General features: G+C 47.2%; 19 protein-coding genes. 3 read left to right on the top strand and 16 right to left on the bottom strand.

Translation table 11 applies throughout. The features are described from left to right. The first annotated feature begins 105 nt into the window (after nt 1-105). Nucleotides 106-324 carry a type II toxin-antitoxin system Phd/YefM family antitoxin gene (locus CDA54_RS04015; RefSeq protein ID WP_099033724.1) on the top strand — a complete coding sequence of 73 codons (219 nt, stop codon included), beginning with the start codon at nt 106-108 and terminating at the stop codon, nt 322-324. Beyond that, nucleotides 317-661, top strand: a complete 345-nt coding sequence (locus CDA54_RS04010; RefSeq protein ID WP_099033723.1) for a hypothetical protein — start codon at nt 317-319, stop codon at nt 659-661. The genes CDA54_RS04015 and CDA54_RS04010 overlap by 8 nt, the downstream gene beginning before the upstream one ends. A 75-nt stretch (nt 662-736) precedes the next feature. On the opposite strand, the gene CDA54_RS04005 is transcribed toward CDA54_RS04010, so the two are convergent. Beyond that, the gene (locus CDA54_RS04005; protein ID WP_099033722.1) at nt 737-1357 is read right to left on the bottom strand and encodes a glutathione S-transferase family protein; all 621 of its coding nucleotides are present in this window, start codon (nt 1355-1357) and stop codon (nt 737-739) included. 169 nt (nt 1358-1526) lie between these two features. On the opposite strand from CDA54_RS04005, the gene CDA54_RS04000 reads away from it, so the two are divergent. Continuing rightward, nucleotides 1527-2480, top strand: coding sequence for a helix-turn-helix transcriptional regulator (locus CDA54_RS04000; RefSeq protein ID WP_099033721.1), 954 nt, complete (start codon nt 1527-1529; stop codon nt 2478-2480). A 52-nt stretch (nt 2481-2532) separates the two neighbouring features. Here the strand turns inward: CDA54_RS04000 and CDA54_RS03995 are convergent, their stop codons facing one another. The 15 genes from CDA54_RS03995 to CDA54_RS03920 form a co-directional block, all read right to left on the bottom strand. Next, nucleotides 2533-2730: a hypothetical protein gene (locus CDA54_RS03995; RefSeq protein WP_099033720.1), complete on the bottom strand. Its 198-nt coding sequence runs from the start codon at nt 2728-2730 to the stop codon at nt 2533-2535. 379 nt (nt 2731-3109) lie between these two features. Further along, entirely contained in the window at nt 3110-4594 is a 1485-nt protein-coding gene (locus CDA54_RS03990) for a class I SAM-dependent DNA methyltransferase (protein ID WP_099033719.1), read from the bottom strand. A 44-nt stretch (nt 4595-4638) separates the two neighbouring features. Then, nucleotides 4639-7140 carry a S8 family peptidase gene (locus CDA54_RS03985; RefSeq protein ID WP_180237107.1) on the bottom strand — a complete coding sequence of 834 codons (2502 nt, stop codon included), beginning with the start codon at nt 7138-7140 and terminating at the stop codon, nt 4639-4641. A gap of 15 nt (nt 7141-7155) precedes the next feature. Then, nucleotides 7156-8151 carry an AAA family ATPase gene (locus CDA54_RS03980; RefSeq protein WP_099033718.1) on the bottom strand — a complete coding sequence of 332 codons (996 nt, stop codon included), beginning with the start codon at nt 8149-8151 and terminating at the stop codon, nt 7156-7158. A gap of 241 nt (nt 8152-8392) precedes the next feature. After that, nucleotides 8393-11230: a TrlF family AAA-like ATPase gene (locus tag CDA54_RS03975; RefSeq protein ID WP_099033717.1), complete on the bottom strand. Its 2838-nt coding sequence runs from the start codon at nt 11228-11230 to the stop codon at nt 8393-8395. Then, entirely contained in the window at nt 11227-12816 is a 1590-nt protein-coding gene (locus CDA54_RS03970) for a restriction endonuclease subunit S (RefSeq protein WP_099033716.1), read from the bottom strand. The genes CDA54_RS03975 and CDA54_RS03970 overlap by 4 nt, the downstream gene beginning before the upstream one ends. Then, entirely contained in the window at nt 12816-15623 is a 2808-nt protein-coding gene (locus CDA54_RS03965; RefSeq protein ID WP_180237106.1) for a type I restriction endonuclease subunit R, read from the bottom strand. Before CDA54_RS03965 ends, CDA54_RS03970 begins: the two co-directional genes overlap by 1 nt. A 19-nt stretch (nt 15624-15642) precedes the next feature. Further along, entirely contained in the window at nt 15643-16329 is a 687-nt protein-coding gene (locus CDA54_RS03960; RefSeq protein WP_425319643.1) for a recombinase family protein, read from the bottom strand. Next, nucleotides 16320-17399, bottom strand: coding sequence for a hypothetical protein (locus CDA54_RS03955; protein ID WP_099033714.1), 1080 nt, complete (start codon nt 17397-17399; stop codon nt 16320-16322). Before CDA54_RS03955 ends, CDA54_RS03960 begins: the two co-directional genes overlap by 10 nt. A 505-nt stretch (nt 17400-17904) precedes the next feature. Then, the gene (locus tag CDA54_RS03945) at nt 17905-18450 is read right to left on the bottom strand and encodes a hypothetical protein (RefSeq protein WP_099033712.1); all 546 of its coding nucleotides are present in this window, start codon (nt 18448-18450) and stop codon (nt 17905-17907) included. 314 nt (nt 18451-18764) lie between these two features. Continuing rightward, entirely contained in the window at nt 18765-21026 is a 2262-nt protein-coding gene (locus CDA54_RS03940; protein WP_099033711.1) for an AAA family ATPase, read from the bottom strand. Further along, nucleotides 21023-21451 (bottom strand): hypothetical protein, encoded by a 429-nt coding sequence (locus tag CDA54_RS03935; protein WP_099033710.1) that lies wholly within the window; start codon nt 21449-21451, stop codon nt 21023-21025. The genes CDA54_RS03940 and CDA54_RS03935 overlap by 4 nt, the downstream gene beginning before the upstream one ends. Beyond that, nucleotides 21448-21867, bottom strand: coding sequence for a coiled-coil domain-containing protein (locus tag CDA54_RS03930; RefSeq protein ID WP_099033709.1), 420 nt, complete (start codon nt 21865-21867; stop codon nt 21448-21450). The genes CDA54_RS03935 and CDA54_RS03930 overlap by 4 nt, the downstream gene beginning before the upstream one ends. Next, nucleotides 21860-23965 (bottom strand): hypothetical protein, encoded by a 2106-nt coding sequence (locus CDA54_RS03925; RefSeq protein ID WP_180237105.1) that lies wholly within the window; start codon nt 23963-23965, stop codon nt 21860-21862. Before CDA54_RS03925 ends, CDA54_RS03930 begins: the two co-directional genes overlap by 8 nt. Then, entirely contained in the window at nt 23958-25442 is a 1485-nt protein-coding gene (locus CDA54_RS03920) for a site-specific integrase (protein ID WP_229748093.1), read from the bottom strand. The genes CDA54_RS03925 and CDA54_RS03920 overlap by 8 nt, the downstream gene beginning before the upstream one ends. Nucleotides 25443-25455 lie beyond the last annotated feature (13 nt).

The raw sequence follows: 25455 nt of genomic DNA, 5'->3' as shown, positions 1-25455 counted from the left end.
ACCCTTAGCTTCCGCGTGTATCCTATTCCGACTGGCACTGCTGGTAATCCTGCGTATGCTCTGCTAATCTCAAAAGACTTTTTAAAGCCTTTTAAAAGGTGGTTTATGCAAACCGAAACGGTTACTTACTTAAAAGAGCATGCCAATACGCTGGAGTTGCATGAAGATCTGCTGATTACAAAACATGGGAAACCGGCTTTTGTGGTGCAGTCTTATGAGGATTATCAGTTTCAGCAGGAAACGCTGGCACTGCTGAAAATACTCAAACTATCAGAAAAATCTCTGCAAAATGTCGGCCTGACGGTGGAACAGGCCTTTGACTGAGGGCTTCTCAATTGTCACCTCGCCGATATTCAGACTATCGGTGCAACGACTCAAGGCCTTTCTGGCTGAAAAATACGGTGAGCCTTCTGCTGCAAAGGCCCTTACGGATATTAAACAACAAATCGAGCAGCATTTACCCTCCACTCCTGAAATAGCCCCGATCAGCGAGCGATTATTGGCTTTAGGTATTGTTGACTATCGTCAGTGGCAGTTAGACAAGCATAATATCCTGTTTTACAAAGTGAATAGCCAACATCAGACCGTCGAATTATTACTGGTTATGGACAGTCGTCAAAGCCTGAGCAAGCTCTTGTTTGAACTGAGTTTACTGTTTTAACTGAAGCTGATTATTGAGATATCCTCTATCCGGGATTAACACCAGCGATAACCTGGTATCGCTGGTGTACAGATGTTAATCCTGCTTTACCAGCGCATCATCCAGTTGGTTGGCCCGGATAGCCGCTTCCCGTGATTCCAGGCGTTGCACATAGCGTTTGAAGGAAGGGCGCTCTTCCAGGCTCTTAAACATCATGCCCCAACTGATATGGCTGCCTACATACACATCTGCGGCAGTGAATTGTTCGCCACATAAATAGGGGCCGTTTTCCAGTGCGGTTTCCAGCGTATCGAGCACATTCTGATACAGACCACAGCCCACGGACTGGGAATTTTCTGCGTCTATCCGCCAGTCGTAGGCTTTTGCAGTCGTTGCCATTTCCAGTGGCCCTGCAGCAAAGAACAGCCAGCGATAATAGGTACCCCGTTGCGGACTGCTCAGAGCCGGTGCAAGATTTTTATCGGCATAGTGATCAGCAAGATACGCGCAGATTGCGGCACCCTCGGTGACCACCAGATCGCCGTGCTTGATTGCCGGTACTTTACCCATGGGATTGAGTTTAAGGTAATAGGGTGATTTGATATCACCACCGTACTCCAGGACTTTAGTGGTGTAAGGAACGCCAAGTTCTTCGAGCATCCAGCGGATAATGCGGCCACGGGAATTAGGATTAGTGAAAAAAGTCAGTTCTTGCATGATTCGGATCCTTGATTTTAATTAATAACATTTTCTTCGCCCTCTCACTTCCTGGCGAATCTCAGCTTGTGATGTCTGCTGATACCGGATTAAGATAAAACCTATATAGGACAGAATTGATCCTAATTAAAAGATATATTTAAGTCTGGTTGATTCGCAGGAACATACTATGAGTGGCCCTACCATTCGGGTGCTGACATTGCTGGAATTATTGCAGTCTCACGGGCGTATGACAGGCACAGAGCTGGCAGAACAGCTGAATGTGGACAAACGAACAGTACGCCGATATATCCGCTCACTGGAAGATCTGGGTATTCCGGTCACCACTGAGCAGGGCCGTGATGGCGGCTATATGCTGATTGCCGGATTTAAACTGCCGCCAATGATGTTTACCAATGAAGAAACCCTGTCTTTGTCCCTGGGGCTGCTGGCCGCGAAGGCCCTCAATCTGACTGATATGCAGCCCGCTATCAGCAGTGTACAGGCTAAGCTGGAGCGGGTAATGCCCGCTAAGCTTAAGTCCAGAGCGCGGGCGATTTCAGAAAACATTGACCTGATGCTGCCGGAGTCCCTGCCGGGTAAACCGCAGCAACATCTGCAACCTTTGCTGGAAGCGGTACAACAACAACGCTCACTCAGAATTTTGTATGCCTCTCATGAAAAAGGCGCTGTGGAACGGGATGTGGACCCCTACGGACTGTTATTTCGCCGTGGACGCTGGTACATGAGCGGTTACTGCCATCTGCGACGGGATCTGCGTACGTTCAGACTGGACAGGCTGGAGAACATTGAGCTTCTCGGACAGAACTTTATCCGGCCACAAGGCTTCAATACCGCTGAATACTTTCGCCAGAGCCTGAAAAATATGCCTGGTAATCTTCAGGTCAGGGTTCTGTTGCATACAAGCAAAGAACAGGCAGCAGAAGAGCTGGGCTCAATGGCATCCATGCTGGAGCCAAAAGATGAAGGGCTGTTGCTCAGCACACGCACCGACAGCGCTCGTTGGTTTGCCCTGTGGCTTAGTCAGTTACCCTTTGACTTCAGCATTCTGGAGCCTGTTGAGTTAAAGCAGGCTCTGAAAGCTCAGGCCGAGAAGCTTATAGGGATCGCAGAGAAAACATAGACGGCTGAGAGTAGAGGGTTAAAAAACACTACCTGAGCATAGCGACGCTGAATCAGTGCAATACTGCCTCCGCGAGTCGACTGGCCAGCTCGTCATAGATATTATGATGGTAAGCATGCAGGCTATTATGATCTATCATCGCGAACAGTGCGTTGGCTTCATCCAGTTTAGACTGTGCCAGCAGCAAGTCGGCTTTAATGTAACTCTTTCCAATATCTGAAAAACACCCATTGTCCCCCAAGACAAGCATTTTTATTCATACACTGCTGTACGTCAGAGCTTCTGATACGCTGATCTCATACAGATTACTGTCTGAAAGACAAACAGGTTAACTGCAGATACAGTCAACCTGGTGGACTATTCCTGACCAACACATTCTGTTTGCGTCACAAAATTTGTGACGGATCTAAAATGGTAAAGGGCACATTATTTTAAAAGTGCGTGAGTGAGTGACTTGTAAAGTCATTGTAAATCAATATTATGAATTTAAACGAGTTAGTCAAGATTAACAAAAACCAAAAAATTTGTTAATTGTAGCTCAAAACCAGTTCATTTTAGGGCTCTTAGTTAACAAAAACCCACGCCTTTCAAATTATTTACCGCTTCCAACTCTTTGAAAATCGGCCCCTCTATCTACTTATTCCGGCCAATACTTCTCTAAAGCTGTTCAGGCCCGCTTCCAGATTCTCAATGATTTCTTCAGCCAGATCGTCTGGCTCCGGCAGGTTATCCAGATCTGACAAGCTCTTGTCCTTCAACCAGAAAATATCCAGGCTGGTTTTATCCCGTGCCATCAGTTCTTCATAGTTGTATTTGCGCCAGCGTCCCCCGGGGTTATTTTCCGGGTGCCAGGTCTCGGTCCGCTCGCCGAGATTCTGAGGGTTGTAGCATTCAATAAAATCTTTCAGATCGTCAAAGCGCATAGGCTTTTTCTTCAGCGTATGGTGAACATTCGTACGGTAATCGTAGAACCACACATCTTTTGTCCAGGGTTCAGGGCTGGCAGGGCGGTTATCAAAAAATAACACATTTGCCTTTACGCCATTGGCGTAGAAGATGCCGGTAGGTAGCCGTAATATGGTGTGCAGCACCGTATTATCAAGCAGCTTCTTGCGGATGGTTTCTCCAGCGCCGCCTTCAAACAGCACGTTGTCAGGCACTACCACGGCCGCTTTGCCACTGGTCTTGAGCATACTACGAATATGTTGCACAAAGTTGAGCTGTTTGTTGGAGGTGGTGGCCCAGAAATCCTGACGGTTATAGGTCAGCTCATTGGTTTCCTGCTCGCCCTCTTCATTGGTAAAACTCATTGAGCTTTTCTTACCAAAGGGCGGATTGGCCAGCACATAGTCCACACTGACCGGGTTTGGGGCAATCAGCGCATCGTTGGGAGAAATCAGGCTTTCGCCGTCTATTTCACCTATGTTATGCAAAAACATATTCATTAGACACAGCCGCCGGGTATTGGCGACTATTTCATTGCCGTAGAAAGTGTGGTGCTTCAAAAGGTGCTTCTGTTCTTTGTCGAGCTGATAGTTATCCGGGTTAGTCAGAAAATCATACGCTCTGAGAAAGAACCCGCCAGTGCCGCAGGAAGGGTCGGCAATGGTCTTGCCCGGCTCAGGCCGCACACATTCAACCATGGCACGGATCAGGGAGCGGGGCGTGAAATACTGGCCTGCACCGGATTTGGTGTCTTCGGCGTTTTTCTCCAGCAAGCCTTCGTAAATATCACCTTTAACATCAGCGCCCATCATCAGCCACTGAGTGCTGTCGATCATATCAATCAGCCGATAGAGCTTGGCAGGATCCTGGATCTTGTTCTGCGCTTTGGTGAAAATCTGCCCCAGCATGCCTTTTTCTTGGCCCAGTTCACGCAACAGTTCAACATAGAGCACTTCCAGCTCGGCCCCCTTCTTACGCTTCAGGGCCTGCCAGTTATATTTCTCAGGGATCCCCACATCGCGGCTGTAGGGCGGTTTGGCATATTCATCTGCCATTTTCAGGAAGATAAGGTAGGTGAGCTGTTCAAGGTAGTCGCCATAGCCCACACCGTCGTCCCGTAGGGTAGTGCAGAAGCTCCAGACTCTGGAGATGATTGTCGATGTATTCATTTTTTACTTCTCTTTTATATCAGTATCGGGACCACTAAATTAGATTATTCGATGACAACTGGTACACCAATCTGGTTGGCAATTGGGGTATACAAGTCCACATCTACGTCAGGCGCGCTGATTGAGACAATCAGCGAATACCTTACTCGTTGATCATAGCGCTCGAGTACAGGCCTTGTTTTCCACCAACCGAGAGAAGGATAAACGGCAATAGCCCCTCTGCTTGCTAATTCTGCTGCACTGCCTTTCCAGATGTCGGAGTGAAGCGAGCCTTTATGCCGACTTTTTTTACCAATGAACCAGTTTGGATCACTATCGTTTCTGTTGATACGCTGTTCTTCGTCTCTGGCGGCTGCATTTATTCTGGCTCTGAAGTCGGCTTCGCTCTCCAGGGGGCGTTTCACGTCAAATCTAAGACCATGAGATTCATACCGATAACGTGAAGTCACTCCGCGGGCTGACGGATTGGGTTCAATGAAGTATGACAGCGTTACCCGCATTTCTACCTCGGTCTCTCCTAAAGCTTCAAGCTCTTTCAGTGGCCATGGCAGGCGATGAAGATTCATATCCCGTAGCTGAGGTTCTTTTCCATTGTTGCGCTTAAACGGGTGCAGGAATTCCTCGCAAATCATAGTCAGCGAGTTATCAGCGCTCCACATTGCCCTATCAAGATCTGGCTCCCCGAAACCACAGTGTCTCACCAGTTGAGTGGTTTGTGTTTTGGTGGGTTCGCCCCGGGCGGGGAGGTACATGCGCTTCATTGCTTCTGTCCATTGTGCCGAATGTACAATTAGGGCTCGAATGCTCTCCGGCCACAGTTCCGGGTATCTGGCCATTAGCCGAGCGGCCATTCTGGCACAAAGCGCAGATGCAGCACTGGTCGCGTTACTTGTTGTGAATAACCTTTCGTTGATTTGCGCGCTTGTGGTCAACAGTCTTAAGCTATGCATCGAAGTGGCAAAAAGTTCATCCTTAGCTACATTACCACCCTCAAACACAACATCAGGTTTCAGTGGCCAGTGGGGTTGCCACGTTTGGGATGTGGTACTGAACGGGCTTAAACCTCCAGCCTCGGCAACCGGAATATAGTGCTCTGCATCTTCCTCTGTGATCCTCGTCAGATGGGTCATGGCACCAACCGTGAGGGCATTCCATGCCTGCGCTGGATCGTGAATGCCATCAGAGGAATTGCTGTGTGGATATTCCATCCATGCCCCTGGGTCTGTGATGTTTCCGGCGGAAACTACAAAAAGTTTTGGTGTCTCGCCTTGTTCGTCGGCATCAAAGGCGAGCCCGTCTATTGTTGCAGACCAGGCCGAAGGACGCCCGCGATCACGATTATCTCTGGCGGTAATCGCCATACTGAAAACTCGCTTGCGGTGTGGTGCAGTGACTGTTGGCCGATTTACCGCCTCTGATGTCAGGTAGCCATGCAGAACGGCATCGCCACCGTTGGCCCCATCCTCTGGGAGCAACTTAACGGATTCCAAACGATGTGAAATCGTTACCGGAGCCTCAATAGACAGAACTTCGGTCAAATTGCCAAGCAGGGCAAGGCCAGCCATTTCTGTGCCATGTCCTTCGGCATCGTCTACACCCCAGCCAGGCTTAACGCTGTGCTTATCTGCATCGGAGATAGCATGTTGTAGCAACGGGTGCCCTTTGTTCACGCCGGTATCAAACAAGCATACATAAGGTACCTCAGCATCTTCAGCGGGCAGAGTTAAGCGACCGTTCAGCTCATCCACCCACTCTGGCTGCTCTTGCGGGGGTAAAGCATCAAAGAATTCAGCGGTTTCCTTGGCGCGACGTAACTCGGCGATGCTGTTTAACGTCATCATCGAGCGCTTCATCTGGCCGACTGAGCCATAAACCAGCAGCACAGAACGTTCCGGGAAGTACAGTTCACCGGGCGCAATGCGGAAGTTGAGTCCGGCGGCCATCTCCCGAAATTGATTCACTACACCTTGTCGATCCCCCCGAGTTGGTAACCAGACCTCCCACCAAAGTTGTTCATCGTCTGCTGTTGGCATGGAATCAACAGAGTCGGTCCACAGGGCTTGCAAAGTGGCTGCACGAATTTCTGAAATGGCATTCAGTAACTTGCTATGGGCAGGGCCACTTTTTTTGTCCTGATTTTCATCCAGATAGTCAGTGATGAGTTTTTCAAAAACTCCGAGCTTACCGTCTGGCACAAATACCGTGGCAAGGGTTTTGTTACCATGCTGGCGAACATTTCTCAGCTCGATGCCTGAGCGTTCACGGGCAAGAGATTCAAAAGCCAGTTCAACATCCGGGAAGCTTTCAAACTCAACTTGCAGTCCGAATCCTTCATCTATACCTGCCTGCCGTTGCTGTTCCGTCGCTTCGGCCAGAACGGGCGTCAGTTGCCGGAGCTTACCCAGCAGCGCATCACCATGAGCATTTCTGTCTCTGCCGGGCACCTGTTTACCACCGCCACCTTTTACCGGAGAAGTGAAGCTTTCGGCCTGAGCGCTATTTTGGAAAATAAAATGCGGGTGATTTTTCGGCTCCCTATCCGCCATGCGATATCCTTGTCATTAACTCATCTTATTTAACCGATTTGACAGATTCCAGCGTTCTTCCAGCGCATGGGATATATCTTGTTCGGAAATGCTTTCCGCTCGTTCAATAAGCGCCGTTTTCAGCACCTCGTCAGCCGCGCGGGTTAACTCTGCATAGCTCAGGCCAAGAGCTTTAGACGCTAAACGTTTCCAGGAGGTGTTTTTGACTGCCATGCGCGACAAACGTGACTTAAGAACGCTGGCTACGTGCGCTTCGTTCGGTAGTTCGTAATGCAGCAGATCATCAAAGCGGCGGAACAGGGCGTTATCCAGAATATCCGGGTGATTGGTGGCCCCGATGATTAGGCTGTGGGACTCATCCTGTTCGATCATTTGCAGAAAGCTGTTTAAGATCCGTCTGACTTCACCTACATCATTACTCAACCCTCGCTGTGAGCCAATGGCGTCAAACTCGTCAAAAAAATACACCCCTCTGGCATGATGGGTGGATTCAAAGATCTGTCGGAGCTTGGCCGCAGTCTCGCCCATAAACTTGGTGATCAAGCCATCCAGGCGCACCTGAAACAGAGGCAGTCCGAGCTCCCCGGCCAGCACCGAGGCGGTCATGGTTTTGCCCGTACCCGGAGGGCCAACCAACAGTAATTTGCGCCTTGGGGACAAACCGTGAGACAAGATCTCCGCGGCATGGCGCTGTTCGCGAATAATTCGCCTTAGCTGCTGTTCGAGCCCGGCATCTAATACCATATCCCCCAAACGAGACTTCGGGTAGCTGACGGTTAACAGGTTAGCCAGTTCTCCACGAGGTTTGCTGATAGGAACCGTTTTACTCCCTGATGCAATCTCTCCGCGCGATTTTGACTGGTCAATCAGTTTGCGTAGTTCCTCAGCCAGCTTGCCATGGCCCAGTTTCGCTTCGTGGGCGGCAACCTGCATGGCCACAGAATAAAAGCGTGAATCATCACCTTCCAGATGTGACTGCAGCAAGGCTTTTAGTTGATTGGCACTGGCCATCAGATTTTCCTCCTCATTGAGGGGTTATTATACCGCAAGAGTTCGGCTGACTCGATCAACTCTCTGAGTCTGCATACCAATTTATTGACATAGTTGTCAGCCGTCATGTCTCTCTTATACTTCTCATTTATTGTAACGTTTTGAGTTTTAGCGCTTTAGTTGCCATATCTAATGCCTTGGCTATCCACTGTGAACTGGTGGATAAGGTTGCTGATATTTTTGAACATCATAATAGTGGAAATCAAAAGTGATACTTCTCTCGTCGACGACGGAAGGCCTCTTCTGTGCCTTCCATAATATCGAGTACAGCGGCTGTAACGGTTCCATGATCAAGTCCTCCTTCTGCCCGGAGCATACCTTTACCGTCCCGCGCTTCAAGGGCATATACCAGTTCAGCATCTCCATTGACAGGTAGGTTCGCATTGTGAGTTGCGATAATTATTTGGCGATTTACTTTTACTTTGCGAAGCATTGGTATCAGCTCCTTGAAAACGAAGTTTGAATCAAGCTCATCTTCAGGCTGATCTATTACCAGCGGTCCTCCATCTTGAGCCAGCAACAAAGCAAGCGCTGCGGTATTCCGTTGACCATCGGACAGTGAGCCCTCAGAAATGCTACCGGCAACTGTGCCATCAGGTCGAAAGAGCTTTAAATCAACTACGTCTTTTACTCGTGATAAGCGAAGTTGATCCCAACTCTCTAAGTTGTCCACAATATACTGTTTGAGGTTCTCTGAGTGATTTGGGAAAAGTCGCTGTGCCTGCTCACCATCATTTTTAGCGTAAAAACTTCTTAATAGGTCCCATGGGGAAGCTCGTTCATTGTCAGGTAATTGACGGAATTCTTCTATTAGTAAACTCCCTATCTCAGACCATGCCCGAGCTAAAGCGGTTCGGCCGTCCTTTGGGCCAAAATCATTCCAAAGTTCGAAAAAGCTAGTCTGGTCAAACTGGTATTGAACACTTACCTCAATGAATTTTCGCCCCTCTTCGGACTGCACGGCTAGTCTGTTTGCACGATTAGCGGCCTCAATACGTTTTTGGAGTTGCTCTTGCCAAATTAGATGCAGTTGCTGCACCTGCTCCTCTGGATTGCCAGCTTCTTCTTTCAATCTGTCGACTTCAGCCTTAAGCTCATTAACTTCTTGTTGCTTCTTGGACTTAGCTTGATCAATCTCTTTTAGGTGTCCGACGTCATCAGGGGTTAGACCTTTCTGTGTACATGCCTGAGTGAAATTTGCATCTGCCTGCTCAAGTTCTTGCTCAATCGTGCCCCAAGTAGGATCTTCTGTCGTAAGCGACTCAATTTCTTCCTGGTACTGCTCTACAGCCTGGCGAATGAGATCTGCAAGATTCTCTTTAGCTTGTTTGACTTTTAAATCAAATTGTTTAAACCAGGATTGATGGGGAGCATCTTCAATTTGGAATGAAGCATGGGAGCTGGCTATATCATTGGCTAGTTCGACAACATCTTTGAATCGCTTTCCTGGCTCTCCTTCAAGCGATTCGAGATAACGACTTTCTGATGTTAGTTTCTCGTGTCGGGTGGCATCTGCTTGAATCTCACTTCGCGCTTTCCACTGACGATCCAGCTCCTGATACTCCTGTTGAGCCTTTTTAAGATCTTTCTTTAATGCTTTGGCTTGCCTTAGCTTGGAAAATGATGTTTGTATCTTGGCCGTCAGCTTTCTTTCCTGCTCGCTTAGTTCAGATAGTTCGTTAGTTGCGAACCCGTCGATCAGATCTAGCAGACGCTGTGCCTGAGGTACCTGCCCATCTCCCCCTGTTTTCGACTCGGTAAGGCGGTTGAGCTGCTGTTGGCTGAAAAAACTGATAGGTAAATTCTGGAAGAACGTTTCAGGGTCATATAAGTCATCGTCACGATGGACAGCAGGTTGCCCGTTTTGCCATACAATACGGTCTCTCACGTTATCCGCACTGATCCACGTCACTTCAAGCTCTGCGGCTGGTGAGTTCAGAGTATCTCGAACCCGCTTAATTCGACTTATAGTATCGTCATCAATGTCCTCCGATTTATCTTTGCTAAAAATAATACGGAGGTACTCAAGCAAGGTAGACTTGCCACTTCCACGGCCGCCAATTACACAATTCATGTTTGGTGAAAAATGAATTTCCTGATCATCTAAGAATGCGACGTTTTTGACTGAAATAGAATGGACTATCGCTTGGCGGATGCGATTTTCAGGGTGAACATCTTTCTGTACGTTCTCAGGTAAGAGAATGCGAGACTGATGATCTAGAAAAGCTTGGCGTAGAGACTCTATTGAAGGAGACGACATTTTTATCCAAGAGTATCGGTAACCAATCGAGTTTGGAGTTGGTGCCCCGTGCTGGTCGAGGTCAATTAGCTTCTTATTGTCGGAAGACATTATCGTTGCGATGGGGCGAACTCTCCTCCATCCAGGTTGACAATCGTCACCTGATTTCAGTAACCGCTGATAACCTGCTGACATCTTATTAACAGGTTTGGGCACTTCAATCGCAAGTAGTCCGGGATTGGTAAATTGGTCTTGTTGTAACCAGTCTGAAATAGATTCGTTATCGAATATCCCATCGTTACTCATAGCGTGAGGCATGATCACAATGCCAGAATACTTATCTTGAACGATCTGCAATATGTCTTTGAGATTTTTGTCTGACTTGGCCAACTGGCCGTCTGAACCAACTCTAGGGTATGTAACACCACATTCTGTAAGAATGGCATCAAGCTGGACCAAATCAGCGCTAGGTTCAAACAAACAGAGTACGTGCACGCCGCGTCCCACGCCTGCCGCCTCAAACTCAAATCCCGGAAAAAGGGTGATGCTGTGATTATGCTCGCGCTCAAGATCTTCGAATGCAGTTTTTAAATACGGGATAAACTCCTTACTTAGAAAGTTGTGATCCGTTATACCGACGATATCCAGCCCAGCTTGAAAGCATGCTTCAGCAAACGCCTTGGCAGCAAGCAACTCTTCACCACCCAAGAGGCGATCACCCTGCCAGTGACGGGAATCAGCAGGTGTCTGCATTTGAAGGTCACACTTTAGCCAACGCATGCCCTTATAGTGATGTTTCATCTTTTACTCGTTATTCCTTTTCGCTGGGTCATTTCTGCCTGGATACGCGCCAGTAGTTCGCTGGCAGGTTCGTCGTTAGGATCTTGTGGCACCAACTGGCCGGAGAAGGCTTTTTTCAGGATGGATTGACGCAGGGTTTCGGCTCGTTGAATTCCATTTTCAAATTCCGTTTCCATCGCTTCTATCTGGCTCATCATATCATCAAGCATATCTATTAGCTGATGCTGCTCTTCCATGGAAGGTAGTGGTACAGGGAAGTTACTGAGAACAGTCTTGTTGATTGAGGCTAAGTTTGTGGTTTGTTTTCCTCCTTTCTCGAAATAGTCCTTTCCGAATGAGTTGCCCCAATGAGAGATGAACTTAGAGTGATACTCGCTCTTTAGTATTGGTGATGCTCTGAATACATGATTCTGTGTTATACAATGTGAAATCTGGTTTTCCCATATCCATCCTCGGCCTAACTTATCCCGGTCCCCTCCTTCATTAAATAAGATATCCCACTTTTCTAAAGTTAGATCTGAAAGAGAATCCTTCTCAATACACATAGTTTTGATTTCATCTAATATAAGGTTTCCGCGTTGAACATTGGCGACTCTTAAATACGGCACTTCAACTGGGTCATTTAGTTTTCTATCTTTGCTCACTGACATACCTGAGCCAATGAATGCAATTTCTGCTAAGCGCGCATACTTCCAGCAATTTGGAATCCTCGGCAAAATTTCAATTTCTTCGTTTTCAATGGTATCCATCGCTTTGAATGCTTTCGGCTTACCCGGCTTTTTCCCTTCTTTGCCATCGGCTTCCCAGGCTTTGATTGAGGCTTTCCACTCTTCCAGTTGTTGTTGATAGCGGGATTCGCGTTCCTGTTGGATGCGGGCGAGTAGTTGTTCAGGCGATTCCAGTTTATCTATATTCTCTTCCCGCCATTTGGCAGTGAGCCTGCCTTCAAAGGCGTTCTTCAGCACTGCCTGGCGGTATACTTTTAGCTGTTCGCGGGCGGTTTTTAGTGCGGCAATACCGTTATCCAGCTCGGAGAAGAGTTGTTCGATTTTGGCAACGATGCGTTTTTGCTCGTTAAAGGGGGCAAATGGCACTTTTAGGGTTGCGAACCGACTATGGGTTAGATTTAAACCACTGTCACTGATGCCTGTTTTCATTGCATCAATTGCAAGTTGTGCTTCATGTGAACGGATGTAGGCTTCTAGAAATTTGGAGTCTAACAGTCGGTTATTTGGCCTGAAGCGATACATTTTGCCAGACATTAGCAGTTTCGGACGTGTTTCCTTTACAAAACAGACCACTCCGCACCGATTTCTTGGCCCGGCACATGTCATCAAAATATCGCCTGGAACAATTTCAAGGTGGGGTCTTGGCTCAATTTTTTCTGGAAGCTTTTTGTTTTCATGGTCCCAAAATTTACCGTCTTGGATTGCGGTTGTTTTTAGTACGCCCCATGAGTTCTTTTCGGCTGGATGATTTTGACACTGAGGGCTCCAGCCCTGCTGGAAAGGCTTGCCATTCGAATTGTCCTCTAATAACTCGACGATAGGTGTCAAACACCATGATCCGGGAAGTTGGTTTTCCATCAAGCCACCAACTCCCTATTAAGTTCATCCAGTACCCAATCCATACGCTCTCCAAATAGCTGATACACTTGGCCCAGGCCGCCCTGAGCATCGAAAGGGGCCATTTCCAGGTCGTCCCGCTCAACGTGAAAGGAGCTGGCGATATGGTCCCGGATAAGGTGCAGCCATTGCATTTGTTGCTCGTTAAATTTATTGCTGCCACCGGCGTGATAGCTGAGGATCCAGCGCTGAAAGTTTTTACGCACTGTGGCGTTAAAGGGGGTAATGGTGCTGTCGAGGCCACAAACGCGGCGGATCAGGGCTACCAGTGCGGTGAGTTCGGTTAAGGGGTTGTCGCCCTTATAGTTGTCCAGATGGGCGTAAGCCTGCCAGATGCGCAGCGGGGCCAGTTTGGGCCGTTCCTGTCTGAGCTGTTCTAGCAGGGCTTTGATTTGTGTGTAGGTTACTTCAGAGCGCCGGGCCGGAGTATGAAAATAGATGTTAAGGGCTTCTATTTGATCTGCGTGCTGTTGCAGGTAATCGGCAAATTCCTGCGTCAGTGCTTCGGCGTTTTCGGTGGTTTCACCGGCCCATTCGGCTTTTAATACAGCGTCCAGATCATCATGGACTATGGTTTGTTCCTTGTCGCGGCGAATGCTGTCGATAAGTTCAATGAGTTCGCCGTTGAATACATTGGCCACCTTGCTGACCAGCTGTTTCTGGGCCTGATCGCGGGCTGTTTCGCCTGGGTCTGTGCCTTGCGGCAGGCCGGTGATCTCCAGCGCTTTTTGCTCAATCCGGTCGCCGTCAATGGCGTTAAACAGTTCGCCGACTATGCTCAGCAGCGGCGTACCGCCTGCCTTTGCTGAAATGCGGGCGCGCTCTTTGTCGTCGAGTTGTTTGTCCAGCCGGGCCAGGCGGCCGGCCAGGGATGACACGGTATCGCTGTCGCTGGCACCCATCATTACGCCCATGGCCAGATCTTTGAGCGCCACTCCTGGTTTGGTGATCAGCGGCTGGCTGGCGGTTTTTACGGATTTGGTTACGCCTATGGCATCCACAATCACATAATGGGTTTTCGCGCTTTGCGCCGAGGGGGTAACTTTTTGCAGGCTGTCTTTGTCCAGAGTGCGGGTGCCCCGGCCCTTCATTTGTTCAAAGTAGTTTTTGCTTTTTACATCGCGCATAAATAACAGGCATTCCAGTGCTTTTACGTCTGTGCCGGTGGCAATCATATCCACGGTAACGGCGATGCGCGGGTAATAGTCGATGCGGAACTGGGCCAGCACCGATTTTGGGTCTTCGCCTTTTTCGATGAGTTTGCCTTCGGCATCGGTTTTGTCGTTGGCGACCCGGTAGGTGACTTTTTTGCAGAACTGGTTACTTTCACCAAATTCTTCACGCACGGTTTGAATAATGTCATCGGCGTGGCTGTCGGTTTTGGCGAAGATCAGGGTTTTGGGTATTTCTTTGCGACCGGGGAATATTATCGGCAGTTTATCCCTGAAGGTACTGATGACTTTGCGAATCTGGTCAGGATTAACGATGTCGCGATCCAGCTGTTTGCCGGTATAAGCCTGATCTTCATCCTGGGTTTCCCAACGTTTTCGACGGGTTGTTCGTTCACGTTTTTCTACTAATTCATTTGCGGTCAGTTTGCCGCCCTGTTTGGTCTTTTCGGTTTCGATTACAAAGATTTCATTGCCGACGTTGACGCCATCGGCCACGGCTTTTTCATGATTGTATTCGCTGACCACGTTCTTACGGAAAAAGCCGTAGGTGCGGTTATCGGGTGTGGCCGTTAAGCCCACCAGATAGGCATCGAAGTATTCCAGTACCTGCCGCCACAGGTTGTAGATAGAGCGGTGGCATTCATCGATGATAATCACATCGAAAAATTCCGGCGGGATGCGGGCATTGTACGCCACCGGCACGGGCTCTTTAGGGCGGGTAATTTGTTCTGCCGGGTTTTGCTCTTCCAGCGCGTCGTCCAGTGGTTCATCCTTGAGGATGGAGTACATGCGCTGGATGGTGCTGATACATACCTGAGCGTCTTTGGCGATATACTGGTTTTGCAGCCTCTGGACCGCATAAAGTTCAGTGAACTTGCGGTTATCGTCATTCGGCAAAAAGGTCATAAATTCCTGCTCGGCCTGTTCGCCGAGGTTTTTGGTGTCCACCAAAAACAGGATGCGGTTGGCACTGACTGGTTCTTTTAACAGACGGTAGCTTGAGGTAATGGCGGTAAAGGTTTTGCCTGAGCCGGTAGCCATTTGTACCAAGGCACGGGGTTTGTCTTTTTGCAGGGAGGCTTCCAGATTCGTAATAGCTGTGATCTGGCAGTCGCGCAAGCCATCGGTTTTCAGGGGGGGCAGTTCCTGCAACCGGCCACGCAGGCTTTTACTTTCCCGGTGCCATTTGAGTAGGGTTGCTGGCTGATGAAAATTGAATACTTCCCGGGAGCGGGGGGACGGGTCGCGGCCATCGGTAAATCGTGTAATCACGCCGGTGCTCTCATACACAAAGCGCAGCGCCTGACTGTTGTTGACCCATTTTAATGTGGCGTTTGCGTAACCCTGAGCTTGATCCTCAACGGTGGTGATGCGCTCCCCCCAGGACTCCGGCTTGGCTTCAATGACCCCTACCGCCTGTTTATCAACAAACAACACATAATCAGCCGGGCCAACATCGGTCTGATACTCACGTACTGCGATTCCGGGTGCTGCAGAAAAATCGACTTTTTTCTTGTCCTGTACTGCCCAACCGGCTTTGATAAGCAGTGCGTCTATTTCATCGCGGGCGCGCTGTTCGGGGTTTTGATTGACCATTATCACTCCTTTGAAGCATTCACTGTGGTTGGCTGTACATACTAAGCGCTTTGTTTAAAGTAGGGCGACTCACGTCGAAATGTTTTGCCACTTCCGCTTTTGTCATGTCAGGGTCCAATAACATGGCTTTCGCTTTTTTAATATCCGTGACGCTCATCTTCGCTTTTCGCCCACCTTTGCGCCCCCTGGCCCTTGCAGCTTGTAAACCAAGTTTCGTTCGCTCGGAGATTAGCCGTCGTTCAAACTGAGCAATAGCGCCAATCATATGAAACATCAGTTCGCCCGATGCACTGGTTGTATCGATGTTTTCATGTAGGCTGACAAACTGCACGTCAATGTTTTTAAAGCCATTCAGCAAATCGATTAAATCAGACAAGGAACGACCTAAACGATCAAGGCGCTGAACAACTACGATATCACCTGGTCGCAATGCATCAAGCAAACGCGACAATTCGGGCCTTTTAGCACTCTTACCTGAGATCTTTTCACGATATACACGCTGACAGCCAAACCTCTTCAACGCATCGATTTGAGCATCTTCGCATTGTTCGTCGGTACTAACACGTGCATAGCCAATCTTCATAAATAAAAAGCCCGTTTTCTTTACGTTGATTACTTTACGTATTCTTTTACACTTAGGCAAGTGAAAATCGAAGTAAATTAGTAGGCTAATGAGGATGAAAGAAAACGGTCGTTTTATTTGCATTGCTTCTTTGTTGCGGATATCGACTTTATTCTTGAGCAGAGAAAAGAAGTTGAACCACATATGTCTAAAACTATTTTACATAAGTGTATGTGCGACGCTGCGAATCGTTCTTGAGCTCCTTCTAGCGGAGTGATGCCCCTATCGGACAATTCGCTCAAAATCATGTATTCACATTGGGTCAAGACATCATCATTTTCACGTTTCATACAAATAACAATACCTACATCTGAATTCTTAAATCGCACTGAGTTGTGAGCTTTTCCAAACTTTGAACTGAGGTCATCTAAACGGCGGCAGTACAGATATGGTGACAAACGAAATTCGGCCTCCATAGCATCAACGAATTGGATTTGAGGTAAGTTCGGATATACAGGCAACCAAGCTATCGATTTTACCTTGCTACCAATTTCGGAATTGCAAAAGTCTAATACACTTTTGTCAATCCAACTGTTAAGAGTCTGATCAATGGGACGTTCTGTATGAGCTAGCTGAGCCAAGTCGGCCAACCTTTTGTAAACTTTTTTCAGCGCAGTAGGTCGGCAGTGGCTAACTGGGATTGATGGACTAACGTTGTTGTGTTGGAGCCACTGGAGTAAGTCGGGTTGTATCCAGTTACGCCTGCCTCCCACATTCCAGCCATTGGTTGCCCAAATGCAATAATACGCATCGATCACTTCAGTCCCTAAAGGCTTTTCCAACAGTGTCTGGAACGCTGCAATTGGCCCAAAGGGCTTCGGCTCAATTTTTAATTTACTTTTTGCCCGTGTGATCTTGCATGTAACCCAGTCACAAACTGGAATACCAAGTCTTTCCGCAACGTCGGATACGATATCTCCATATTGCGATTTCTGCTTGTAATAAGACATGTTTGATGAGCTAATTTGTATCGCTGTAAGCGCGAATAAAACGTCTTTAATTAATTTATATGAAATGGCATTAACATTAATGCCACAGCAATCAGCTACCAAAATACTATTAACTATCAGCTCAGTTAGCGCAACAGGATCATTTGCACTCAAGTTCAGTTTACGTGAAACCCGCTCAAGTTTATTAAAGCTCGTCTTTCCCATTACTGTATCTCAATACCATTATCTCTGGTTTGATAAAGCAGTTTGTTTATATACGAGAGTATTTCAGGGCAAATAGAGCTTGTTAGAGAATTTGTAGTAATGATGTGATCTGCGACATGCAGTAAGATTTTGCACTCTTTTGTTGACTCAAATTCTTGTATTGCCGATTTTATGCGAGCTTCGTACTGTAAGTTTAAGAGAATCTCTAATCCTCCTAACATATAAAATACAGCTGCTTGGCACGAACGAACCGGCCAACGCGCGTCTATATATGGATGTAACGATGCGCCAAACCTTAAACAACATACAGGACAACCACAGTTAGCAAAGTAACCCAACACAACCTGCGCACTTAGACTCGGTCTGATTAGCCCTACCTTCTCGAATGCACTATCAAAGTACCAAAACAGTTCGCCGTCATATAAGTCAGCTTGTCGCTGAAATTCTTGCTCACATCGTTCTGATAGGTCTGGTTCGAGAGCATCTAACTCAATTGCGCAAATCATCACTGTTCATCCTGGACCTGTATTATGCAATCAATGCTTGAAAGCACTCTGATTGCACCACGAATCCGTAAATTAAGATCCTGACTTCTTGAAATCGACATCCACTTAAGCAATAAATGTTCATCATTTTCAAAGTCCAATACAGATTGCCCCTTGTGACTATCAACAACGGTGACATATGATTTTAAATCGATTCGACCCACAACCCCCCTTGGCTTTTTAATTGAATCTAAAAGTACGAGCTCTATCTCGTATTCGTCACCGACTCTCAACTCTGCATGAACTCTGTCCAATAAGAATTCCTTTGGCCCGGCGATAAGCGGAATACTTTCACTGTAGTTAGTCGTTCTCTGCATGAGTCTTTTAGCGTGTTCTTCGCAATAACGCTCTGTGACAGCAACCACATCTTCATGTTCCCACGCGCAACCATTTTTAAGAGCGTAATCGTGTATACGGAGAAACTCGGAATGATATAGCTCGTGATAGTTTACATATCGCTCAGACTGCACTTCAGATGCATACGCACTTAAAACCCTTGAAATCATGAGTTTTCCACTTTATGAAACACCATTAGTAAGTATTTAGGTGTAGATTTCAGGTGTGTCAAGTTCCGATTTAAAGGTCTTTGGTTGGCTTATTTATTTGAAATAATGGCTGAGCAGTTGGTTTTGTGTAAAAGCTTTATTATGTTACTTCTTAAATTGGAAGTTTGTCACTTTCGCTAACAGAAATATCAGTGCGAGGGAAAGTACATCTTGTTCTTGAAATGAACATGTCTGGTTGACTTGGTTGATCAGTTCTTGCAGGCTCTGTGCTAACTTTTTTTTCATATAGTTCATCGCCCATTTTGAACTCCTTTCTAAGCTAACAAGTCAACCTGCGCCAACTCCATTTCGCTAAGAGCTAAAATGCGTTGCCGCAATGTGGTTACCCGCCTTGACGACATCGCGCCTCGGGCAACTGCGGTGCCTATTAGTCGCTCATCACCCATTAGTACAAGCCGTTGCTCCGGTCTTGTAACAGCCGTATATAGCAACGTCTGGTCGAACATATTAATAGCATCGTCGGGCAACATAACAAAGCAGGTTGGCCATTGAGAGCCTTGTGATTTGTGGATTGTCACAGCATAGCCAAGCTCAAGCTTTTCAAGGAGGTTTGGCGTTATATCTATGTTCTTTCCATTAATCGACATAACCCCCAGGGCGGTCCCTGGTTGCGAAGATTCGTAGACCTCTGTGATGACTCCCAAATCACCGTTGCGTATATTGGCTTCTTCATCGTAATTGTTCGAGGTAACTAGAACAGCATCCCCCAACAGAAGCATAGCGCCGGAAGGGGTGATCCACTTGATGTAGCCATGATAAGGATCGAGGTAGGACAATGCCATGCGGTCAAGCCCGCAGGCATTTTGAAGTGCCTCGTTGATGCTATTGACGCCAAGCGGCCCATTTCGGGTCGGGGAGAGTACGATGCAACTTTCAACGCCTCCTGCCTGTTGCCAGAAATCAACTAGGCGCGAGAGATCGGAACCGTGCACGATAATGCAATCAGAACTATCTTTAAAAACACGATTTACCATCTCAGGCATTACAGCCTTACCCTCACGAACAGCAGTGGCTAAAGTGTGAATACCGCTCTCTTCACCTTGCCGCTTCACTTGAGATAAATTGAAAAATGGAATCGCGGTATCTTTAAGAGCGTGAAAGACAAGACCTGCTGATACCGGTGGTAGCTGCGCGGTATCACCGACAAAAAGAATTCTAGTAGCCTGAGGCAGTAGCCCGGTTAATCTATACATTGAAAGTAAATCGACCATAGATGCTTCGTCGATCACGAATAAGAGGTGAGCCGGTATACCTGAGGATTTGCTTTTTAAGCATTCAGCTATAAATTTGGCTATTGTTTTAGCTTCTTTCCCCGTACTTTGGCTCATTCTTTGGGCTGCACGCCCTGAAAGAGCAAGCTGGCTGCATGGAACACCATCACTTAAAGCCTCGTAAACGCCCAGGATGGCTTTTAAGATAGTTGTCTTCCCAGTGCCTGCCCCACCAGAGATACAGCTCACAGGAGCCATTACGGAGCTCACAATGGCTACTCGCTGTTCACCAGTCAATTCAAAATCAAGTGAACCTTCATATTCAGTTAACGCTTCAACCACTTTTTCTCTGCTTAGGCTCTTCTCCCATGCCGCTGATTTCGCGTGAGCCCCTCGGGGGCGACGGTGGCACTTAATAAGAAAGTGCGCCACTGCCTGCTCCATCAAGGCGGTTCCATACACCTGGTAACCAATTGATGTTTTGACAAGCATTCCATGCTGTACCGCCACATCAGCAGCGTTGCTAGGGGTGAAAGCAGCTAAAATGTCTGTGCATAAGCTTTGGATTCGCTCGTCATCAATCACTGTTGAGCCCGATTTTCGAGCATGAGAAACCGCCACATATTGAGCAACGCCAGCCACGATCTTTTCGTCATCAAGAGGAATTCCGAGACGGCCTACGAATTCCATCGTGCGTTCGAAGGACAAGCCCATTGCAGCAAGTATGAACGGTTGCTCTTTTACCCGCTCAATCGCTCTGTCAGCGAAGAGTCCTACCAGCTTCTCACCAAAGCTAAGCGGTAAGCTTTGTTCCTCAAGGAATTCGATAGTTTCGTGTAGCCTATCGTCAGGCCATTGATCTATTAGGTTATCGGTTCGAGTCTGATTCATTCCCCGTATACGACGCAATTCAGTTACATTCTTCTCAGCGATTATTTTTTGTAGATTTTTCTGCCTGACTAAGCGTCGTGCGATGACTTCGCCGATACCTTTAATGTTTGCACTTATCCAGCGTGCAAGAAGCAGCCCGGAAGGCCGAATGTATTTAATCGTTTCAACTTCAATCTGGTGCTCAACAATATCGAAGCCATTAACTTTAAATCCAGAGGCCTTCTCTTTCCCCGACAATTCCCACATTGACCCTACTGTTAATGCATCGATGTGATCCTTAGGGAATTTGACGACGAGGGTTTTGTCACGATGTTTAACGACATTATCACCCTTAATCGTCACTACGGTTGCATAGCCCCACCCTCGAACTTTGGTGACCTGTACCTTTTGACGCAGATGAATGACGTTACTCATATTTTAAACCCGGGGGAGCCACCTTCGATCATGGCTTGCTGAAGTTCGAATGCTTTCAGACGGTTATTCAAATCCCTGTTCTCCGCTTCCAATTCTGCAACTCTTGAAATCAACGCACTGTTATTGGAGTTTTGAATGCTCGCCTTTTTCTCCGCTCGCTCTCTTGCGGCTTCATGAGACTTTTTATCTTCATCCTTCTTCTGGAACCAATACCCTTCAGCCTCCTCCAAGAGCTGCCTCACGGCATGATTCTGGACGCAAACCGAACGAGCGAAATCGAGTTCTTGAGCAAGCGCCTTCCGATTGATTCGATTATTGAAGGCATACTCATGCCAGTCGCGGTGAAAATTCCGTTCGGCAATCCAGCTTTTTACTAACTCGACATTTTCATGCCCAATCTGTGCCCCATTTTTGCGCTTTGTCATCTACGCTTTACCTCGGGCAAGGGTGCGTTTAGCTTCGAATCGAGCGCTACAATATCTACATGGGGCATCTTATGCAGATTTGCTTGCCAGTGAATGAACTGCTGCTGCAAATTAGTGACTTGCCTTTCCAACTGTGCGTTCTTTGCGCGCAGTACCTCATTTTCCTTTAGCAACATCTCTACGGTGGCATCCGTTGGACCTGTATTCTCCTTTACCTCCTTAAGGGCTTTTTTTCGCAGAGTGAAGGCTTCTTTAATGACTTCATACTTGATTAGCGCATGATAGCTCAAGCTCTCCTCATTCAGGATTTTAGCCACTCTGTCAGAGAACAGATTCCAAGTAAGCTTGCCAGACCATTTATCAAGCTCATGCAAAATCAAAGGCATTGTTTTTTCAGTAACAACGGTTCTAGGCATCTGGAATTCCTAATAAATACTTAACGGTCTTATCATCATGGGTAGTGGGAGCAGCTTTCAACTTAGACTCTGATGTGTTTTCTGTTTGGAACCCTCGCTGCTGCAAGGAGCGTTCAATCGGGCTTGGATCGTGGCTTTTAGGGATCCAGAGCAATGCGCCATCAGGGATGTTTTTATCTTCCATCCTCAACCGTTGAGTTCGGATGTGTGACAATTTCCAACCGAGGTGGGTTTCCCATCGGTCTGCGCCAAAGTCACCATTCTTCGCATCCTTTTGGGCTTTGGTTAGCTGAGATTCAACCATTTCCTCAAGTTGTTTGATTCGTGACAGCGTCTTTGGCATTCCTTTTATGCAAACATGTTCTTTGCACGTCATACACTCACCACCCTTGGTACAGGGAGACATTGCATAATCATGAGTACACATGCCATATTCTGTAACATCGGCGATCCCAATCCGATCTAGCCCAAGATCCTCGTAAGATACTGGTAACCTGTGTTTCAGTGCCTCCAGAGGAGTGGGACGCTTCTCTATCCCCAAAAGGGACATCGTCTGCTCTTCTCGTTCGTCCTGTGTGCGTAAATCATAATGTCTGTTGTCGTTTATATTCGCTCGACCAGCCCACTGCGCGAGCTTCCAGGAGTCCATTCCACCCCTCTCTGCACAAGTAGATAACCAAACCCTCAGTTGATGTGATGTCATTGAGATCTCAGAGCCATCCTCATCCTTTATGCCGACGCGCTGAAAAATTGTAGGTATTGTGTTTTTCATAGGACGTTGGGACAACTGGTCATTTAAGCGATTCACATCCGGGATCAACCAACTAAACCCCTTTGGCTCAAATTCCGCGTGGAATTCATTCTCTCGAATAAGGAGCAGAGACTCCCAGACCGGTCTGCCAATTTTAGGCAAATTTGGCCATTCCTCCTTCTTATATTGGCTGACTACATACTCGGCCAAATTAGCATACGTCGCTCCCTCGCTACGCAGCTTTTGGAGCCATTTCGATTGGTGTGCATTTAGGACGTTCCACGGGCCTTGAGTATCAAACTTTGCATATTTTTCCTTCATCCTCTGAATTGTTGCAGAGGTAAAGTTCATCGCGTGGGCAAACTCCAACGCATTCATTTCTTTATTCTCCGGGAAATCATCTGGCGTTATACATCCCTCATGTCGATAGAACTTACCCGGATTATCATGAGCAAATTTAGCTGCCTTTCGTGCCGGAGCCCCAATCTTTAAAAGTCTTGCGAAAGCTTCTCTAACAGTCATTTCAAGATGCCTTGGCACCCACTTTAAAGAATCTTGGAAACCTTTCTCACCGTACCAGCGGACTCCTAAACGACCTTCTTCTTCATGCAAACTGTCAACTGTTAAAAAGGCAAGTTCTCCAGCCCGTCCAGGAGCAAACATTAGTAAAGACAAAACACTCGACCAATACCGATCTTGGGGTGTTTCAGCTTTCGCAAAGCAGTCAGCTAATGAGAGCATTTGATGCTGGCTCGGGCACCGTTCCATCTGCCACTTTTGCGACTCTTTATCTGTTCTCTCTGCTTTGGCTTGTGGCCGTCGCCATGGATTGCTCCATTGTGGGAGTGTTTGAGCGATCCCTTTGGCAATCAAAAATTCGTAGAGTAAAACCAACTGCCCACCAAACCTGAACAGCTTTGGTGACTTGGGGAATCGCTTATTGAACAGGTCATAAACCTCAGTCTGAACCAGACCGTCAATTAATAAGATGTTTGCTTCACCATGAATGTTAATCAGAGCATCATGCAACGTACGCAGTATGGCCGTTTTGTCACCAATGCTCGTTACTTGCCTTTCGCTTTGACGATAACGCACGTAGGACTTAGCAAAAGATAAAAAGGGTTCATCCATAGGGTCATCGGAATAGTTGCTACTCCCTTTCTCACGGTACCTTGAGAACACCATGGTGTGTTCCTTACGCCCGCAGTTATACCTCCACCGATTAACACTAAACCCACCTTGGTCTTCGTAAAGGGTAAGATTATTCTGGCAATGAGCTATAAAGTCACTAAGGTTCTGCTCTGCGGTCAACTCCACCTTTGGCTGAAAGAATACAACGTTACTCATGAGTTAGCTCTCCTTGCTTCGCGTCACACATTAAAATAACTTGTTCAACAGCGATCAGTAATCTGTCTGTGGACTGAATCACAAACTCAGAAACTTGATTTTCTCTTTGGTGCATTCGTTCTTTGATAAGATCGTCTCGCACCTCCTTATGCGGACCATCACGCCAGGGCTGAAAATTCACGCATGTGTAACATGCGCGAAATCCCGACGCGCAAAAACTACTTGTGCCGCAGCTTCCTATCGCGTTTTCCCTGTTATTTCTAATCCGGCTTCGTGGATCAGCTGCTCGGATTGCATCCCTTTCGGAGTTAATTAAATCTCCCTGAAACGCTTGCGCAAGATGCGCCAGGAAAGGAGCCATGACTTCGTCAATAGCTTCCGCAGTTTCCACTGTGTTTTCCACATATACTCCGACATGCTGTTTATCCGAGTGATCTAGCGCTTCTGCTAACACTATTCCGTGGACACCTCGTCGCGAAAAGTTTGTTCCTTTGGTATATCGAAACCGCCTGGAGGTAATGTGTATATACTCTCCTGTCCGCTCTGAGATCGCTTGGTTTGCTATTGATAACTTACGTATCTCACCACCACATTCGCTGGCTGTCATGAACAAGTAGTCTTGCTTATATCCCTGTTCAGAACGCAGATGCTCTAAAGAAGTAAGTCCATTAAAAATTTTCGTGTCAAGAAATAGCGGTAAGCTTCTCTTGTCCGGCTCAGGCAACTTTTGACCAAGTTTAGTTTCAACTCGCTTAACTGAAGCATCTGCTTGGTTTTTTAGAATCCAGTACAAATCATCAGTAATCGGAATTAACCGGAACTCCTCGCGAAACTCACTCGTTTTTTGCTTAACTCTTGGTACATTTAAGAAATACTGAGTTTTATCCTTTGACTCTCTAACTACGATGTCACCAATGGTAAGTGCTCGAATCTGAACTGCTCTTCTACCAGTCATCATGAGGGAGAGAAATAAAGCGTATTGGGTCAGTGATATGGTGCCTTTACTAAATGCACCTGATACCCACTCTATAAGCGCCACTTGCTCGTTAGGTGTGTATGCTCCACTATATGGGCAGCGCCCCTTAACAGCTTTTCCCTTAACAATACCTTTCAACGTCAGCGATTCGAGGTAGTCGACAACTTCCTTGGAGACGCCTGGAAATTCCCAGTCATGCCAAGCGTAAAAAAATGCCCGAAGGGCTCCGAGGTGAGATTCCGTATCTCCTTTCAGAGTGGATCGATAATTACTCAGACCATTAACCGAAACAGCTCTTTCACCAGTCACTTTCATGTACTCTTTCAAATATGACACGATGCCCTGGGTGGTTTTACCAGCAAGCTCTTCCGCATATCTGCTCAGCGCTAAACGGAAGCCCTTCCTTGTATTCGGTTCGAGAACATCAAAGGCGTTCAGCTTAAACGTTATGTCGCTGTTTAACTTCCACTTGTCTGAATTGATGTCAAACTCGTAGCCCATCTTTGACACCCGG

Origin of the sequence: Lacimicrobium alkaliphilum (assembly GCF_002591895.1) — a bacterium.
GTDB classification, from domain to species: Bacteria; Pseudomonadota; Gammaproteobacteria; order Enterobacterales; family Alteromonadaceae; genus Lacimicrobium; species Lacimicrobium alkaliphilum.
This window is presented reverse-complemented; position numbering and strand designations above follow the sequence as displayed.